The organism is Mycobacterium scrofulaceum (assembly GCF_002086735.1).
GTDB lineage: Bacteria > Actinomycetota > Actinomycetes > Mycobacteriales > Mycobacteriaceae > Mycobacterium > Mycobacterium scrofulaceum.
The window spans coordinates 1-14,934 of sequence record NZ_MVIJ01000009.1 but is presented as its reverse complement, the minus strand read 5'-3'; the positions used below and the strand labels follow the sequence as shown (position 1 = coordinate 14,934).

The window sequence follows — 14,934 nt, the reverse complement described above, 5'->3', positions numbered from 1 at the left end:
GCCCGCCCGGGCCGCCGCGCCCGGCTCACTGACCCAGCGCGTTCTGCATCGCCCCTGCCAGCACGTCGACCGCGGGCCCGGCGTTGCCGGATTGGCAGACCTTCGCCTGCAGCAGGACATTTTCGCGCAGCCTGGTTTGATTGAAACACCGCCGATCGGTGCCGGCCTCCTGCTTCGTCCAGCTCGCGTCGGCGGGGCCGGCCGGACCGCCGTCGAAGGACCACACCTGGGTGGCGCCGTTGTCCAGGTGCATCGCGGTGGTCTGGCCAGAGCAGCCCACCGTCCGATCCACCAGCCGGTGGAAGGCGCGGCCCGCGGCGTCGTTGGTGGCGAACACCCCGACCGCCTGCTTGACGAAGTGGGTTTGGTCGGTGGCCGACGTCTGGGTGACGGCGCCGTTGAACGACGCCAGGTCCGGGTCGTCGTACACCTCGGGCAAGCCGATGTCGGCCCAGTTGTTGCACACCGGGAGGTCCACCCAGTCGTTCTGGACCGGTCGGGTGAACACGGACTCCCAGCCCATCGGTCCGCCGACGATGTTGCCGACCGACCCCTTACCCAGCACCGCGTAGTTCACCACCCCCGGTTCCGACGGGTGCGCGACCGCAACCGGGACGCCCAGCGCCGTCCCTACCGCCGCACCCACGGCCACCACCGCGGCACGGATCCGCATGGTCATGGTTTTCGATCATGCCAGGGCGGCTACCGGGTGGCGAACGGCGGCTATTGGGCCCGCACGCCCTCCTCGACCTTCTTGCCGAGGTCCGGGTCGACGTTGCGCCAGTACTCGAAAACCCTCGACAGCACCGGCTCCTTCACACCCTTGGAGACGTGCCCGATGATGTTGTGCGCCAGCCGGTCGCGGGCCGCGTCGTCGAGGACGTCGCGGACCATGGAGCCGGCCTGTCCCCAGTCGTCGTCCTCGGCGTGCAGGGTGTAGGCGGCGCGGACCATGTCGCCGTCGGCGTGCCAGCGCACCTCGGCGGCGCGCGCCGGGTCGGCGTGCGGCCCGCCGTAGGAGTTGGGCGCGTAGACGGGATCGGTGACGTTCTTCATCCGCATGGCGCCGTCCTTGGAGTAGCTGTTCACCTCGACCTTCGGTTCGTTGACCGGGATCTGCCGGTAGTTGGTTCCCAGCCGGGCGCGGTGCGCGTCGGAGTAGGAGAACCCGCGCGCCTGCAGCATCTTGTCCGGGCTCAGCCCGGTGCCGGGCACCGTGTTGTTCGGCTCGAAGGCGGCCTGCTCGATCTCGGTGTGGTAGTCGGTGACGTTGCGGTTCAGCGTCATCTTGCCGACGTCGATCAACGGGTAGTCGCCGTGCGGCCACACCTTCGTCAGGTCGAACGGGTTGAACCGGTACTCCCTGGCCTCCTCGTACGGCATGACCTGCATCTTCAACGTCCAGCTCGGATGGTCGCCGCCCTCGATCGCCCCGTAGAGGTCGCGCTGGTGGTAGTCGCCGTCCTCGCCGGCCAACCGGTCGGCGTCCTCCTGGGTCAGGAAGTCGATGCCCTGGTCGGTGATGAAGTGGTATTTCACCCAGAAGATCTCGCCGGCGGCGTTGATCCAGCTGTAGGTGTGGCTGCTGTAGCCGTTCATGTGCCGCCACGTCTTCGGGATCCCGCGATCGCCCATCAGCCAGGTCACCTGGTGCGCGGACTCCGGCGAGAGGGTCCAGAAGTCCCACTGCATGTTGTGGTCACGCAGGTTCGTCGCCTGCATGCGCTTCTGGGACCGGATGAAGTGCTGGAATTTGAGCGGGTCGCGCATGAAGAAGACCGGCGTGTTGTTGCCCACCAGGTCGAAGTTGCCCTCGCTGGTGTAGAACTTCAGCGCGAAGCCGCGCGGGTCCCGCCAGGTGTCCGGGCTGCCCCGCTCGCCGGCGACGGTGGAGAACCTGGCCAGCATGTCCGTCTTGGTGCCGGGCTGAAAGACCGCGGCCCTGGTGTATTTGCTGACGTCGTTGGTGACCTCGAACGTGCCGAAGGCGCCGCCGCCCTTGGCGTGCGGCTGACGCTCCGGGATGCGCTCCCGGTTGAATTGGGCCATCTGCTCGATCAGGTAGTGGTCCTGCAGCAGGATCGGGCCGTCGGGGCCGATCGTCAACGACTGGTCGTCGCTGGGCGCAGCGATGCCGGCGTCGGTGGTCGTGAAACGCTCCGTCATGTCGCTATCTCCTCATTTGCTGGGTTGACTCCAGAAGTCGGCGACGAAATTTCTTGCGCGCCAACCACTATGTCGTGGGGCTTACGGTCGTGGCGCCGGCGATGCGGGTGTCGGGCTGCCGCCGGTCGGCGGCTGACCGGGACCGCTCATCCCCGGGCCGCGGCCGGGCCCGCCGGGTCCGCCCGGCCCGGGTGGGGGCATGGGCACGATCAGGCCGGGCCCGCCGTCGCCCCACGGACCCCCGGCGCCACCGGGTCCGGGGCCCGGCCCCGGTCCCCACGGCCCGCCGGGTCCCGGTCCCCACGGGCCGTTGCCCGGTCCGGGACCGCCGGGGCCGCCGCCCGGGTTGAACATCTGGCCGTGGTGATGGTGGCAGTGGTGGTAGTGCCCATAGACGAACGCGCCGGCGAAGAACACGGTGGAGATGATGAAGACGATTCCGGCGACGATGATCACCCACGCGGCGGCCGTGTAGAGCCTCGGGGGCTTCACCCGTTCCGGTGGCGGCGGCGGAGGCGGCGGGGCGGTCGCGGCGGCGGGAGTCGGCGGTGTCTTGGGCGGTTCGGGTGTCTCGCTCATGCCTGCATGATGCCCCGGGTCGCGACGCGCGTAACAGGTTCAGCCCACAAAACTTGCTGTGAATCGAAAGGCGGCGGCCGGTTGCCGTCGCCGCAATGACGCGCGGCCCGGTGCTCTGCCGAGCACCGGGCCGCTGGGTTGACCTGGACTACGGCGTCCGGGATGGGGCGACCGAGGACGGAACCTGGCCGGGGCCGGGCGCGCCGGGGGTCGCCGACGCGGGTCCGCCCTGCTGAAGGCCGGCCTGGCCACCCGGACCGCCCGGGCCACCCATGCGGTGCGGATGCATCCACGCCGCGGGGTGCTTGTGGTGGTGGTGGTGATGGCCGCCGTGGTGCCCCAGTGCCATTCCCGTGAAGAAGATGACCGAGACGATGAACACGATGCCGGCGACGATGGCGACCCATGCCGCGGCGATGAAGACCCGGGGGGTCTTGTACAGCGGTTGCGCCACGGCGGGCGCCGGTGCGGTCGCGGTCGAGGTCCGCGCGGTGGGGGTTTCAGATGTTTCACTCATGAGACAAATGATGAAGGCGTTAACAATAGTTGGGCTATGCGGTGGTTATGTAGCAGCTGTGAGCTGAAAACACCCGCTCAGCTGGCAAGACACCCCGATCCGGCGGGATTTCCGGCCCCGCCGCGGCGCTACTCCGGCTTGAACGGGTTGACGGCGAACTGGATCACCCGGTACGGCGCGGCCACCCGCGCGCGGGTGTCCCACTGGCTGACGAAGATTCGCAGCTCGTCGAGGGTGGAACCGGGCGAGATGTACCCGCCGTACGGTTGCGCGAGGCGGTTGTCGTAGGGGGGCGGCAGGCTGTCCGCCGGCTCGGGCCACTCGTCATGCTGCACCACCGTGGTCACCGGGGCGTCGCCCAGCGACGTGGGGTCGTCGGCGACGCGGACCTCCATGTTGCCGGTGACCGCATTGAAGTAGGACAGCACGGCCTTGCCGTCGATTTGCCGCACACACATCTCACCGACCGGGTCCGGCCAGAGCGGGGTCGGCGGCTTGCCCCACCCGCCGCCCGGCCCACCGGCCCAGCCCTGCCACTTCGACCGGTCGGTGAACGTTTGCGGGGTCGCCCGGTAGAGCAGGACCGGGTCGCGGCGGGTGAAGCTGTCGGCGACGACGTACACCCAGCCGGTCGGTGAGTCCGGGGTGGGGATCGGGTCGTAGTAACCGCTGATCTGGGTCTGCGAGCCGCCCTGGTAGGAGGCGGGGCGCCGGGAGCCGGCGATCGTCTGCCAGCCCGCCCGCTGCGGTTCGGCCGTCACCAGCCGCGAGCTTTGCGGCTCCAGGTTCTTCGTCGTGGTCACCAGCATGTAGTTGCGCCGGTTGATCTGCACCACGCCCGCGGGCAGTTGCGAGGCGCCGGGCGGGGCGGGATCGGCCAGCAGCGGTTTGCCGATCCCGGTCACGCCGGTGTAGCGCACCCCGGCGGGATCGTCGACGCTCGCGGTGTCGACGTGCAGCGCCACCGGCGCATACCAGCCGCCGAAACCCACGCCCTGGCCGGCGAAGCTGTCGCCGCAGACCTGGAGCAACTCGGTGGGGAATTCGACGAACTCACAGAGGTCGGTCGCCCCGATGCCGTAGTCGCCGGTGGGGGTGCCGGTGCCGGCCGTGGGGCCGATCCGCAACACCTGACCGGGAGCCAGCGGCTGCACGATCGGCTCGGGGGCCGGCGCCGGCGGGTAGGCATGGGCAACCCAACACCATTGCGGCGCAACCAGAATCAGTGCAAGCGAGCACCGCGCGACCAGTCGGGTGTGGGCGGTGCTCACCCGCTTCTCACAACTGGGCGGCCAGCAGCTCGGCGATCTGGATGGTGTTCAGCGCCGCCCCCTTGCGCAGGTTGTCCCCCGACACGAACAGGGCGAGGCCGCGCCCGTCGGGCACCCCCTGGTCGCGCCGGATGCGGCCGACCAGCGACTCGTCGACGCCGGCGGCCGCCAGCGGGGTCGGCACGTCGACCACCTTGACACCGGGCGCGCGGTCGAGCAGCGCGCGGGCGCGTTCGGGCGACAGCGGCCGGGCGAATTCGGCGTTGATCGACAGCGAGTGCCCGGTGAACACCGGGACCCGCACGCAGGTCCCGCTCACCGCCAGCCCGGGGATGCCGAGGATCTTGCGGCTCTCGTGCCGCAGCTTCTGGTCCTCGTCGGTCTCCCCGGAGCCGTCGTCGACCAGCGAGCCGGCGAGCGGCACGACGTTGAACGCGATCGGCGCGACGTACGTCTTGGGCGCCGGGAACTCGACCGCCGAACCGTCGTGCACCAGCTGCTCGGCGTCGCCGATGACCGCGCGCGCCTGGGTCGCCAGCTCCTCGACCCCGGCCAGCCCGCTGCCCGACACCGCCTGGTAGCTCGAGACCACCAGGCGCACCAGCTCGGCCTCGTCGTGCAGCACCTTGAGCACCGGCATCGCGGCCATCGTGGTGCAGTTCGGGTTGGCGATGATGCCCTTCTTCAGGGACTGGGCGCCCGCGGCGACATCCCTCTCGAAGTTCACCTCGGAGACCACCAGCGGCACGTCGGGGTCCTTGCGCCACGCCGACGAGTTGTCGATCACCGTCACGCCCGCCGCGGCGAACCGCGGCGCCTGCACCAGCGACATCGCCTTGCCCGCGGAGAACAACGCGATATCCAGCCCCGTCGGGTCGGCCGTCGCGGCGTCCTCGACCTCGATCTCCTGGCCGCGGAATTCCAGCTTGCGCCCCTGCGAGCGGGCCGACGCGAAGAACCGCACCGACCCCCCACTATCCCGAGCGGGGAAGTCCCGCTCGTCGAGCAACCTGCGCATCACCTGGCCCACCTGGCCGGTGGCGCCCACTACCCCGATGGAAACCATCTACCTACCCGTCCCCGCATACACCGTCGCCGACTCCTCGCCGCCGAGCCCGAACGCCTCGTGCAACGCCACGACGGCCTTGTCCAGTTCGGTGTCGCGGCACAGCACTGAGATGCGGATCTCGGAGGTGGAGATCAGCTCGATGTTGACGCCCACCTCCGCCAGGGCCTCACAGAACGTCGCGGTGACGCCGGGGTGGCTGCGCATGCCCGCGCCGATCAGCGACACCTTGCCGATGTGATCGTCGTAGAGCAGCTGGGCGAACCCGATCTCGTCGGAGAGCGCGTCCAGCTTGGCCACCGCCGTGGGCCCGCTGTCCCGCGAGCAGGTGAAGGTGATGTCGGTCTTGCCGTCCTCGATCTTCGAGACGTTCTGCAGCACCATGTCGATGTTGACCTCGGCGTCCGCGACGGCACGGAACACCCTCGCCGCGTAACCCGGGATGTCGGGGATGCCGACGACGGTCACCTTCGCCTCGCTGCGGTCGTGCGCGACTCCGGTCAGGATGGGGTCTTCCATTGGCTTGTCCTTGATCGATCCGACGACGACGGTGCCCGGCTTGTCCGAATACGACGAGCGGACGTGCACCGGGATGTTGTAGCGGCGGGCGTATTCCACACAGCGCAGCATCAGCACCTTGGCGCCGCACGCCGCCATTTCGAGCATCTCCTCGAAGGACACCGTGTCGAGCTTGCGGGCGTTGTGCACAATCCTGGGATCCGCGCTGAAGATGCCGTCCACGTCGGTGTAGATCTCGCAGACGTCGGCGTGCAGGGCGGCGGCCAGGGCGACCGCGGTGGTGTCCGACCCGCCGCGGCCCAGGGTGGTGACGTCCCGGGTGTCCTGGCTGACGCCCTGGAACCCGGCGACCAGCACGATGCGCCCCTCGTCGAGCGCTTCCTGCAGCCGGCCGGGCGTGACCTCGAGGATCTTCGCGTTGCCGTGGGTGCCGGTGGTGATGACGCCGGCCTGCGAGCCGGTGAACGAGCGCGCCTGCGCTCCCAGCGATTCGATCGCCATGGCCACCAGCGCGTTGGAGATGCGCTCGCCGGCGGTCAGCAGCATGTCGAGCTCCCGCGGCGGCGGGGCCGGGCACACCTGCTGCGCCAGGTCCATCAGGTCGTCGGTGGTGTCGCCCATGGCGGAGACCACCACGACGACGTCGTTCCCCTGCTTCTTGGTCGCGACGATGCGCTCGGCGACGCGGCGGATCCGATCGGCGTCGGCCACCGAGGATCCGCCGTACTTCTGCACGACGAGCGCCACTGTTTCCCTTTCCCACAGGCGTTTAGGTCCACAACAGAATACGTGCCGGCACATCGGGATTTTCTCGGCGAGGCGTCCGGTGTGCACTGACGGCTTTGCGTGTGCGTCCGGGGCTGAATTTTCGCGGGTTTCCCGCCCTGACCGCACACGCGAGGCCATCGCCGCACACCCGGCGACTGTCGCGCAATTTTCTCCGTGGCGCCAACCGCGGTAGAGTTCTCCTCGTGCAGCGGGTGCTCCTCCTCGGACGCCGCGACGGGGTCTGATCCAGACCGGCCTCCCGTCGCGGGTGTTCGCGATGCGCCGGTCTGAGGTTCCTTCTGACACCCCCGGAGCAATCACCGTGACTTCCCATCCCGACGCTTATACGTCGCAACGATCCATCGTCAAACCCGCGGGCCCGCGGGCGCCCGGCCAGCCCGGGTGGAATCCCCAGCGCGGTTCGGCGATGCCGGTCAACCGGTACCGGTCCTTCGCCGACGAGGTCGAGCCCATCCGGCTGGCCGACCGGACCTGGCCCGACCGCGTCATCGACCGCGCGCCGCTGTGGTGCGCGGTGGACCTGCGCGACGGCAACCAGGCGCTGATCGACCCGATGAGCCCGACCCGCAAGCGCCGCATGTTCGATCTGCTGGTGCGCATGGGTTACAAGGAGATCGAGGTCGGCTTCCCCTCGGCCAGTCAGACCGACTTCGACTTCGTGCGCGAGATCATCACCGACGGCGCGATTCCCGACGACGTCACCATCCAGGTGCTGACCCAGTGCCGGCCCGAACTCATCGAGCGCACCTTCCTCGCGTGCGAGGGCGCGCCGCGGGCCATCGTGCACTTCTACAACTCGACGTCAATCCTGCAGCGCCGCGTGGTCTTTCGCGCCGACCGGGCGGCGGTGCAGGCCATCGCCACCGACGGCGCCCGCAAATGCGTCGAGGAGGCCGCCAAATACCCTGGCACACAATGGCGTTTCGAGTATTCGCCGGAGTCCTACACCGGTACCGAGCTGGAGTATGCGCGGCAGGTGTGCGACGCCGTCGGCGAGATCATCGCGCCGACCCCGCACAACCCGATCATCTTCAACCTACCCGCCACGGTGGAGATGGCCACCCCCAACGTGTACGCCGACTCGATCGAGTGGATGAGCCGCAACCTGGCCAACCGGGAATCGGTCATCCTGAGCCTGCACCCGCACAACGACCGCGGAACAGCCGTCGCCGCAGCCGAATTGGGCTTCGCCGCCGGCGCCGACCGGATCGAGGGCTGCCTGTTCGGCAACGGCGAGCGCACGGGCAACGTGTGCCTGGTGACGCTGGGGCTCAACCTGTTCTCCCGCGGCGTCGACCCGCAGATCGAATTCTCCAACATCGACGAGATCCGCCGCACGGTGGAGTACTGCAACCAGCTGCCGGTGCACGAGCGGCACCCCTACGGCGGGGACCTGGTGTACACCGCGTTCTCCGGCAGCCACCAGGACGCCATCAACAAGGGCCTGGACCAGATGAAGATCGACGCGGACGCCGCGGACGCCGACGTCGACGACATGCTCTGGCAGGTGCCGTATCTGCCGATCGACCCCAAGGACGTCGGGCGCACCTACGAGGCGGTGATCCGGGTCAACTCGCAGTCCGGCAAGGGCGGGGTGGCCTACATCATGAAGTCCGACCACGGCCTGGCGCTGCCGCGGCGGCTGCAGATCGAGTTCTCCCAGGCCGTCCAGAAGATCACCGAGGGTGAGGGCGGGGAGGTCTCCCCGAAGGAGATGTGGGACGCCTTCTACGAGGAGTACCTGGCCCCGGTGTGGCCGCTGGAGCGGATGAAGCAGCGGGTCGAGGCGTCAGAGGAGGACAGCGGCACCACCACGATCTCGGCCACCGTCAAGGTCAACGGGGAGGAGACCGAGATCAGCGGCGCGGGCAACGGCCCCCTGGCGGCGTTCGTGCACGCGCTGGGCGACGTCGGGTTCGACGTCGCGGTACTCGACTACTCCGAGCACGCGATGAGCGCCGGTGACGACGCGCAGGCCGCCGCGTACGTGGAGGCGTCGGTCAACGGCCGCACGGTGTGGGGTGTGGGCATCGCGCCGTCGATCACCACCGCGTCGCTGCGCGCCGTCGTGTCGGCCGTCAACCGGGCGTCGCGCTAGTGCCGATCGCAAGCGCGGCGCCGGCGCCGGGTGCCGCGGTTCGGCACCATCGCGGTAGTGCCGGCCAGCCGGCCTAGGTGGGCCTAGAACAGGGCGAGTTGCTGGTCGAGCGTGGTGGTGTCGGTGAATTCCTCCATGCTGGTGCCGCCGACGACCGCGCGGATGGACTCCATGAACTGCGCGTCGGAAACCACCGGGACCCCCAGCTGCCGCGCCAGATACCCCTTGCCCTGATCGGGGGCGGGGTCGTTGCAGACCACCAGCGAGGTCTCCCGGTCGACGGCGTCGCTGTAGGCCAGCCCGGCATGCAGGATCCGCTCGACGAGCTCCTCGTGGGTGCGCGCGACCTCGGCCGCCAGGGCCACCCGCATGCCCTGCACCAGCGGCCGGCCGCACACGTAATGCCCCGGGTTGAGGTACGGGCACGGCATCCGCGAGGCCAGCACCTTCAACGGGCGCAGCTCGTCGTGGGTGACGCGGCCGTTGGGCCAGCGGCGCCGGGTGACCGGATGCACCGGAAGCCAGATGTCGCGTTCGCGGGCGCGCTCGAGCGCCGACTCCAGCACACCGGTCAGCACCATGGCGTCGTCGAAGGCGTCGTGCGGCCGTTCCTGGCGGAGGCCCCAGTGTGCCGCCAGGGTCTCCAATCGCAGGTTGTCGATGCCGAGGTCCAGCCGCCGGGCCAGCTCGACCGTGCACATGACGGAGTCGATGGGCAGCTCGGCCTCGGCGAGCTCGGCTTCCGCGGTCAGGAACGCGTAGTCGAACGCGACGTTGTGGGCTACCAGCGTGCGGCCGTCCAGCACCTTGACCACGTCGTCGACGACGTCGGCGAACTGCGGCTGGTCTTCGAGCATGGCCGCGGTCAGGCCGTGCACGTGGGTGGGGCCGGGGTCCACGCCCGGGTTGAGCAGGCTGACGACTGACTGCTCGACGCGGCCGTCGTCGTCCAGCCCGAGCACCGCCAGGCTGATCACCCGGGCCTGGCCCGGCCGAAAGCCCGAGGTCTCGACGTCGATGACGGCCCAACCCCCGTCCGGCTCGACGGCCGGCCGCCCCCAGGACACCCGGTTCATGACTCGAGGATGGCACGTCCGACCGACATCGCCGGGTCGCTGCGCAGCCGTGTCGGTCGGTAATCTGCCCGGGTGATCACCACCCGCGCGCGTCTCGCCCTCGCCGCGGGATCGAGCGCGCGCTGGGCATCCCGGGTGACCGGGCGCGGCGCCGGCGCGATGATCGGCGGCCTGATCGCGATGACCCTGGACGGCTCGGTCCTGCGTCAGCTCGCGGCCGGACGGCGCACCGTCGTCGTCACCGGCACCAACGGCAAGTCGACCACGACCCGGATGACCGCCGCCGCGCTCGGCACGCTGGGACCGGTGGCCACCAACGCCGAGGGCGCCAACATGGACGCCGGCCTGGTCGCCGCGCTGGCCGCCAACCGCGAGGCGCCGCTGGCGGCCCTGGAGGTCGACGAGATGCACGTGCCGCACGTGTCGGATGCCGTCGAGCCCGCGGTCGTCGTGCTGCTCAACCTTTCGCGCGACCAGCTGGACCGCGTCGGCGAGATCAACGTCATCGAACGCACGCTGCGCGCCGGCCTGGCGCGGCACCCGGCGGCCGTCGTCGTCGCCAACTGCGACGACGTGCTGATGACGTCGGCGGCCTACGACAGCCCGAAGGTGGTGTGGGTGGCCGCGGGCGGCGGGTGGGCCAACGACTCGGTCAGCTGCCCGCGCAGCGGCGAGGTGATCGTCCGCGACCCCCCTGGTGGGGAAGGCCACTGGTATTCCACCGGCGCGGACTTCAAGCGGCCCAGCCCGCAGTGGTGGTTCGACGACGAGACGCTGTACGGGCCCGACGGGCTGGCCCTGCCGATGCGGCTGGCGCTGCCGGGCGCGGTCAACCGCGGCAACGCCGCGCAGGCGGTCGCCGCCGCCGTCGCGCTGGGGGCGGACCCGGCCAGGGCCGTCACGGCCGTCAGCGGGGTCGACGAGGTCGCCGGGCGCTACCGGACCGTCCGCATCGGCGACCACCAGGCGCGGATCCTGCTGGCCAAGAACCCGGCCGGCTGGCAGGAGGCGCTGTCGATGGTCGACAAGCACGCGGCCGGGGTGGTCATCGCGGTCAACGGCCAGGTGCCCGACGGCGAGGATCTGTCCTGGCTGTGGGACGTGCGCTTCGAGCACTTCGAAGAGACGGCCGTCGTCGCCGCCGGCGAGCGCGGCACCGACCTCGCCGTGCGCCTCGGCTACGCGGGCGTCGACCACACCCTGGTGCACGACACCGTGGCCGCCATCGCGTCCTGCCCGCCCGGGCGGGTCGAGGTGGTCGCCAACTACACCGCGTTCCTGCAGCTGCAACGGGCGTTGGCGCGTCATGGCTGACTCGACCGTGCGGATCGGGCTGGTGCTGCCCGACGTGATGGGCACCTACGGCGACGGCGGCAACGCGCTGGTGCTGCGCCAGCGGCTGCGGTTGCGGGGCATCGCCGCCGAGATCGTCGAGATCACGCTGGCCGACCCGGTTCCCGACTCGTTGGACCTCTACACCCTGGGCGGGGCGGAGGACTACGCGCAACGGCTGGCCACCAGGCACCTGATCAAGCACCCAGGGCTGCAGCGCGCCGCCGACCGGGGGGCGCCCGTGCTGGCGATCTGCGCCGCCGTTCAGGTGCTCGGCCAGTGGTACGAGACGTCGGCGGGGGAACGGGTCGACGGCGTGGGCCTGCTCGACGCGACCACCTCGCCGCAGGACGCCCGCACCATCGGCGAGCTGATCACCAAGCCGCTGCTGCCCGGGCTGACCCAACGGCTCACCGGTTTCGAGAACCACCGGGGCGGCACCGTGCTGGGACCCGCCGCATCGCCGCTGGGCGCGGTGATCAAGGGCGCGGGCAACCGGGCGGGCGACGGCTACGACGGCGCGGTGCAGGGCAGCGTCATCGCCACCTACATGCACGGGCCATGCCTGGCCCGCAACCCCGAACTGGCCGACCTGCTGCTGGGCAAGGTCGTCGGTGAGCTGGCGCCGCTGAACCTGCCAGAGGTGGAGTTGTTGCGCCGGGAGCGGCTGGCGGCGCGCTGACGTGAGCAAAGACATCGCGAGAAGCAGCCGGCCGGGGTGGGCAGGCGGCGGCGCCCTGCTCGTCGCAGCCGCATTGATCACGCCGGTGCCCGCGCACGCCGCCCCGGAGGTGCCGAGCGGTCGGTACACCGTGCTCTATACCGACAGCGACAAGTCGACCAGTTGGCTGTTCGTCCCGTGCGGGTCGGACTGCACGCTGGCGACCTCGCAGGACGGCGGGACGTTCGTCATCAGCTGGGAGTTCGACCTCGCGAACGGACGCTGGACCCACAGCGGCGCGACGCAGGCGCCATGCGCGAACGGAGCCTCGGTCCCGGCAACCGTCGACTACGGCTTCGACGCCGTGTCGCTTGCCGGTGAGGGCCGGACGACCACGTCGGACGGGTGTGGAGGTCCAGGCTCGACCGTCACCCGGCCGTTCCGATTAATCAAGTCCTGAGCGACCTCAGACCATCGCCCGGCGGCCGGCGAGCGCGCGGCCCAGCGTCAGCTCGTCGGCGAACTCCAGGTCGCCGCCCATCGGCAGGCCGGAGGCGATCCGCGTCACGGTCAGCCCGGGGATGTCGCGCAGCATCCGCACCAGGTAGGTGGCGGTGGCCTCGCCCTCGGTGTTGGGGTCGGTGGCGATGATCACCTCGGCGATGTCGACGTCGTCGACCCGCTCCCCGATCCGGCTCAGCAGCTCGCGGATCCGCAACTGGTCGGGCCCCACCCCGGACAGCGGGTCGAGCGCGCCGCCCAGCACGTGGTAGCGGCCGCGGAACTCGCGGGTGCGCTCGACGGCCTGGACGTCCTTCGGCTCCTCGACGACGCACACCAGCGAGCCGTCCCGGCGGGGGTCCGAACAGATCCGGCAGCGCTCGTTGTCGGAGACGTTGCCGCACACCTCGCAGAACCGGACGCCGTCGCGGACCTTCCCCAGCGCCGCGGTCAGCCGGTCGATATCCGGCGGCTCGACCGACAACAGGTGGAAGGCGATGCGTTGAGCGCTCTTGGGCCCGATGCCCGGCAGCTTGCCGAGCTCGTCGATCAGATCCTGGACGGGTCCTTCAAACATGTCGCGGGGTGTCTAGCGCTCCGGGGCCGGCGGCTGCCCCGGGGGTGGCCCGCCGAGGCCGCCGGCCAGTGCCCCGAGCCGTTCCTGCGCCATGCGGGTGACCTGCTTGGACGCGTCCGCCATGGCCCCGACGATCAGGTCCTGCAGCGTCTCGACGTCCGCGGGGTCGACGACCTGGGGGTCGATCTGCACCGCGATCACCTCGCCGCTGCCCTTCACCGTCACCTTGACCAACCCGCCGCCGGCCTGTCCGTGCACCTCGGCGTTGGCGAGCTGTTGCTGGGCTTCCATCAACTTCTGCTGCATCTGCTGCGCCTGGGCCAGCAGCGCCGACATGTCGCCTCCGGGTTGCATGACAGTTCCCTCGCATCTTGGTCTCGAACTGGTTTCGCCTGCGGGTGTCCGGCGATTCGAAACACCCAGCGTAGACCGCGCGACGCTACCTTTGCGCCGTGGACCTACGAGTGAGCAGGCGTGTCGGCGTCAGGTTGGTCATCGGTGTGCTGGTTGCCGCTTCGACGGCGATCGCGCCGGCCGCGTGGGGAGCCCCCTCCAACATCGCCGGCATGGTGGTCTTCATCGACCCCGGGCACAACGGCGCCAACGACGCCTCCATCGGCCGCCAGGTGCCCACCGGCCGGGGTGGCACCAAGGACTGCCAGGCGAGCGGGACGTCGACCAACGGCGGCTACCCGGAGCACACCTTCACCTGGGACACCGCGCTGCGGGTACGTCAGGAGCTCAACGCCCTGGGCGTGCGGACCGCCCTGGCCCGCGGCAACGACACCGGGCTGGGGCCGTGCGTCGACGAGCGCGCCAACATGGCCAACGCGCTGCACCCCAACGCGGTGCTGAGCATCCACGGCGACGGCGGGCCCGCGTCGGGCCGGGGCTTTCACGTCAACTACTCGGCGCCGCCGCTCAACCAGGTGCAGGCCGGACCGTCGGTGCAGTACGCCCGGATCATGCGCGACCAGATGCAGGCCTCCGGGATCCCGCCGGCCAACTACATCGGCCAGAGCGGGCTGTACGGGCGCTCGGACCTGGCCGGGCTGAACCTGGCGCAGTATCCGTCGATCCTGGTCGAGTGCGGCAACATGAAGAATCCCGCGGATTCGGCGCTGATGGAGTCGGCCGAGGGCAGGCAGAAGTACGCCGACGCGATGGTCCGCGGTGTCGCGGGCTTCCTGGCGTCGCAGGGCCAGGCGCGCTGAGCCCGAAGGCGCGGCTAGCTGTACTGACCACGGACGTTAGGGACGGCGTGGCGTGGTGACATGACGAAGACCTCCGAGTGAAGTGCGAGCTGTCGAGGAACGCACTGCTCACCGTCGGAGGTCTTCATGTCCCACCGTAATGCCCCATTGTCAGAAACCGGTCGCCTGCGGCTGGCTCGCTGTGTCGTTGAGGAGGGTTGGACACTTCGACGGGCCGCGGAACGGTTTCAAGTTTCGTCGACGACGGCGTCGCGCTGGGCCAGCCGCTATCGCGTCGACGGCGCCGCGGGCATGGTTGATCGCAGTTCACGACCGCATCGCAGCCCGCGGCGCACCCCGACGCGTACCGAACGGCGCATTATCAAAGTCCGTGTCCTGCGGCGCTGGGGACCCGCCCGTATCGGGTACTTACTCGGTGTTCATCCTTCCACAGTGCACCGGGTGTTGACCCGCTACGGCCTGGCCAAACTGCGCTGGCTGGACCGTCCGACCGGGCGGGTCCCCAGCGCCGCAGGACACGGACTTTGATAATGCGCCGTTCGGTACGCGTCGGGGTGCGCCGCGGGCT

General features: G+C 70.2%; 15 protein-coding genes and 1 pseudogene. 6 read left to right on the top strand and 10 right to left on the bottom strand.

The annotated features are described in order from the left end of the window. Positions 1-25: 25 nt before the first annotated feature. The 7 genes from BST44_RS08040 to BST44_RS08010 all read right to left on the bottom strand — a co-directional run bounded on the left by BST44_RS08040 (position 26) and on the right by BST44_RS08010 (position 6,865). Complete coding sequence (locus tag BST44_RS08040) at positions 26-673, bottom strand: sensor domain-containing protein (RefSeq protein WP_142274416.1); 648 nt, start codon at positions 671-673, stop codon at positions 26-28. 50 nt (positions 674-723) lie between these two features. Continuing rightward, complete coding sequence (locus BST44_RS08035; protein ID WP_083176425.1) at positions 724-2,166, bottom strand: catalase; 1,443 nt, start codon at positions 2,164-2,166, stop codon at positions 724-726. A gap of 81 nt (positions 2,167-2,247) precedes the next feature. Further along, entirely contained in the window at positions 2,248-2,745 is a 498-nt protein-coding gene (locus tag BST44_RS08030; protein WP_083176423.1) for a hypothetical protein, read from the bottom strand. A 148-nt stretch (positions 2,746-2,893) separates the two neighbouring features. Continuing rightward, entirely contained in the window at positions 2,894-3,262 is a 369-nt protein-coding gene (locus BST44_RS08025) for a hypothetical protein (protein ID WP_083176421.1), read from the bottom strand. A 128-nt stretch (positions 3,263-3,390) separates the two neighbouring features. Then, positions 3,391-4,533, bottom strand: coding sequence for a DUF4185 domain-containing protein (locus BST44_RS08020; protein ID WP_083176419.1), 1,143 nt, complete (start codon positions 4,531-4,533; stop codon positions 3,391-3,393). Positions 4,534-4,540: 7 nt separating this feature from the next. Next, positions 4,541-5,599: an aspartate-semialdehyde dehydrogenase gene (locus BST44_RS08015; RefSeq protein ID WP_083176417.1), complete on the bottom strand. Its 1,059-nt coding sequence runs from the start codon at positions 5,597-5,599 to the stop codon at positions 4,541-4,543. Further along, positions 5,600-6,865, bottom strand: coding sequence for an aspartate kinase (locus tag BST44_RS08010; protein WP_083176415.1), 1,266 nt, complete (start codon positions 6,863-6,865; stop codon positions 5,600-5,602). It abuts the gene before it with no gap. 298 nt (positions 6,866-7,163) lie between these two features. Here BST44_RS08010 and leuA point away from each other — a divergent pair, with 298 nt between their 5' ends. Then, entirely contained in the window at positions 7,164-9,005 is a 1,842-nt protein-coding gene (gene leuA, locus BST44_RS08005; protein WP_439330704.1) for a 2-isopropylmalate synthase, read from the top strand. A gap of 83 nt (positions 9,006-9,088) precedes the next feature. On the opposite strand, the gene BST44_RS08000 is transcribed toward leuA, so the two are convergent. Continuing rightward, positions 9,089-10,081, bottom strand: a complete 993-nt coding sequence (locus BST44_RS08000; protein ID WP_083176411.1) for a DEDDh family exonuclease — start codon at positions 10,079-10,081, stop codon at positions 9,089-9,091. A 72-nt stretch (positions 10,082-10,153) separates the two neighbouring features. Here BST44_RS08000 and BST44_RS07995 point away from each other — a divergent pair, with 72 nt between their 5' ends. Genes BST44_RS07995 through BST44_RS07985 form a run of 3 tightly spaced genes read left to right on the top strand, consistent with a single transcriptional unit; the run spans position 10,154 to position 12,534 of the window. Further along, positions 10,154-11,395 (top strand): Mur ligase family protein, encoded by a 1,242-nt coding sequence (locus BST44_RS07995; RefSeq protein ID WP_083176410.1) that lies wholly within the window; start codon positions 10,154-10,156, stop codon positions 11,393-11,395. Further along, positions 11,388-12,095 carry a type 1 glutamine amidotransferase gene (locus BST44_RS07990; RefSeq protein ID WP_083176408.1) on the top strand — a complete coding sequence of 236 codons (708 nt, stop codon included), beginning with the start codon at positions 11,388-11,390 and terminating at the stop codon, positions 12,093-12,095. The genes BST44_RS07995 and BST44_RS07990 overlap by 8 nt, the downstream gene beginning before the upstream one ends. A gap of 1 nt (position 12,096) precedes the next feature. Continuing rightward, a complete protein-coding gene (locus tag BST44_RS07985; RefSeq protein WP_083176406.1) occupies positions 12,097-12,534 on the top strand; it encodes a hypothetical protein in 438 nt (145 codons plus the stop codon). Between the two features lie 6 nt (positions 12,535-12,540). Here BST44_RS07985 and recR read toward each other — a convergent pair whose 3' ends face one another. Beyond that, positions 12,541-13,152 carry a recombination mediator RecR gene (recR, locus tag BST44_RS07980; protein WP_007166700.1) on the bottom strand — a complete coding sequence of 204 codons (612 nt, stop codon included), beginning with the start codon at positions 13,150-13,152 and terminating at the stop codon, positions 12,541-12,543. 12 nt (positions 13,153-13,164) lie between these two features. Further along, positions 13,165-13,506, bottom strand: coding sequence for a YbaB/EbfC family nucleoid-associated protein (locus tag BST44_RS07975; RefSeq protein ID WP_083176404.1), 342 nt, complete (start codon positions 13,504-13,506; stop codon positions 13,165-13,167). Between the two features lie 98 nt (positions 13,507-13,604). On the opposite strand from BST44_RS07975, the gene BST44_RS07970 reads away from it, so the two are divergent. Beyond that, positions 13,605-14,366, top strand: a complete 762-nt coding sequence (locus tag BST44_RS07970; RefSeq protein WP_083176402.1) for an Rv3717 family N-acetylmuramoyl-L-alanine amidase — start codon at positions 13,605-13,607, stop codon at positions 14,364-14,366. Between the two features lie 126 nt (positions 14,367-14,492). After that, a pseudogene (locus tag BST44_RS07965) lies at positions 14,493-14,867 on the top strand (leucine zipper domain-containing protein); the annotation flags it as partial. Positions 14,868-14,934 lie beyond the last annotated feature (67 nt).

What these genes read in the sequence shown, in the direction of transcription:
- leuA (WP_439330704.1), top strand. Translation starts at nt 7,164, where the DNA reads ATGCGCCGGTCTGAGGTTCCTTCTGACACCCCCGGAGCAATCACCGTG.
- recR (WP_007166700.1), bottom strand. Translation starts at nt 13,152, where the DNA reads ATGTTTGAAGGACCCGTCCAGGATCTGATCGACGAGCTCGGCAAGCTG.
- BST44_RS08040 (WP_142274416.1), bottom strand. Translation starts at nt 673, where the DNA reads ATGCGGATCCGTGCCGCGGTGGTGGCCGTGGGTGCGGCGGTAGGGACG.
- BST44_RS08015 (WP_083176417.1), bottom strand. Translation starts at nt 5,599, where the DNA reads ATGGTTTCCATCGGGGTAGTGGGCGCCACCGGCCAGGTGGGCCAGGTG.
- BST44_RS08030 (WP_083176423.1), bottom strand. Translation starts at nt 2,745, where the DNA reads ATGAGCGAGACACCCGAACCGCCCAAGACACCGCCGACTCCCGCCGCC.
- BST44_RS07990 (WP_083176408.1), top strand. Translation starts at nt 11,388, where the DNA reads ATGGCTGACTCGACCGTGCGGATCGGGCTGGTGCTGCCCGACGTGATG.
- BST44_RS08035 (WP_083176425.1), bottom strand. Translation starts at nt 2,166, where the DNA reads ATGACGGAGCGTTTCACGACCACCGACGCCGGCATCGCTGCGCCCAGC.
- BST44_RS08000 (WP_083176411.1), bottom strand. Translation starts at nt 10,081, where the DNA reads ATGAACCGGGTGTCCTGGGGGCGGCCGGCCGTCGAGCCGGACGGGGGT.
- BST44_RS08025 (WP_083176421.1), bottom strand. Translation starts at nt 3,262, where the DNA reads ATGAGTGAAACATCTGAAACCCCCACCGCGCGGACCTCGACCGCGACC.
- BST44_RS07975 (WP_083176404.1), bottom strand. Translation starts at nt 13,506, where the DNA reads ATGCAACCCGGAGGCGACATGTCGGCGCTGCTGGCCCAGGCGCAGCAG.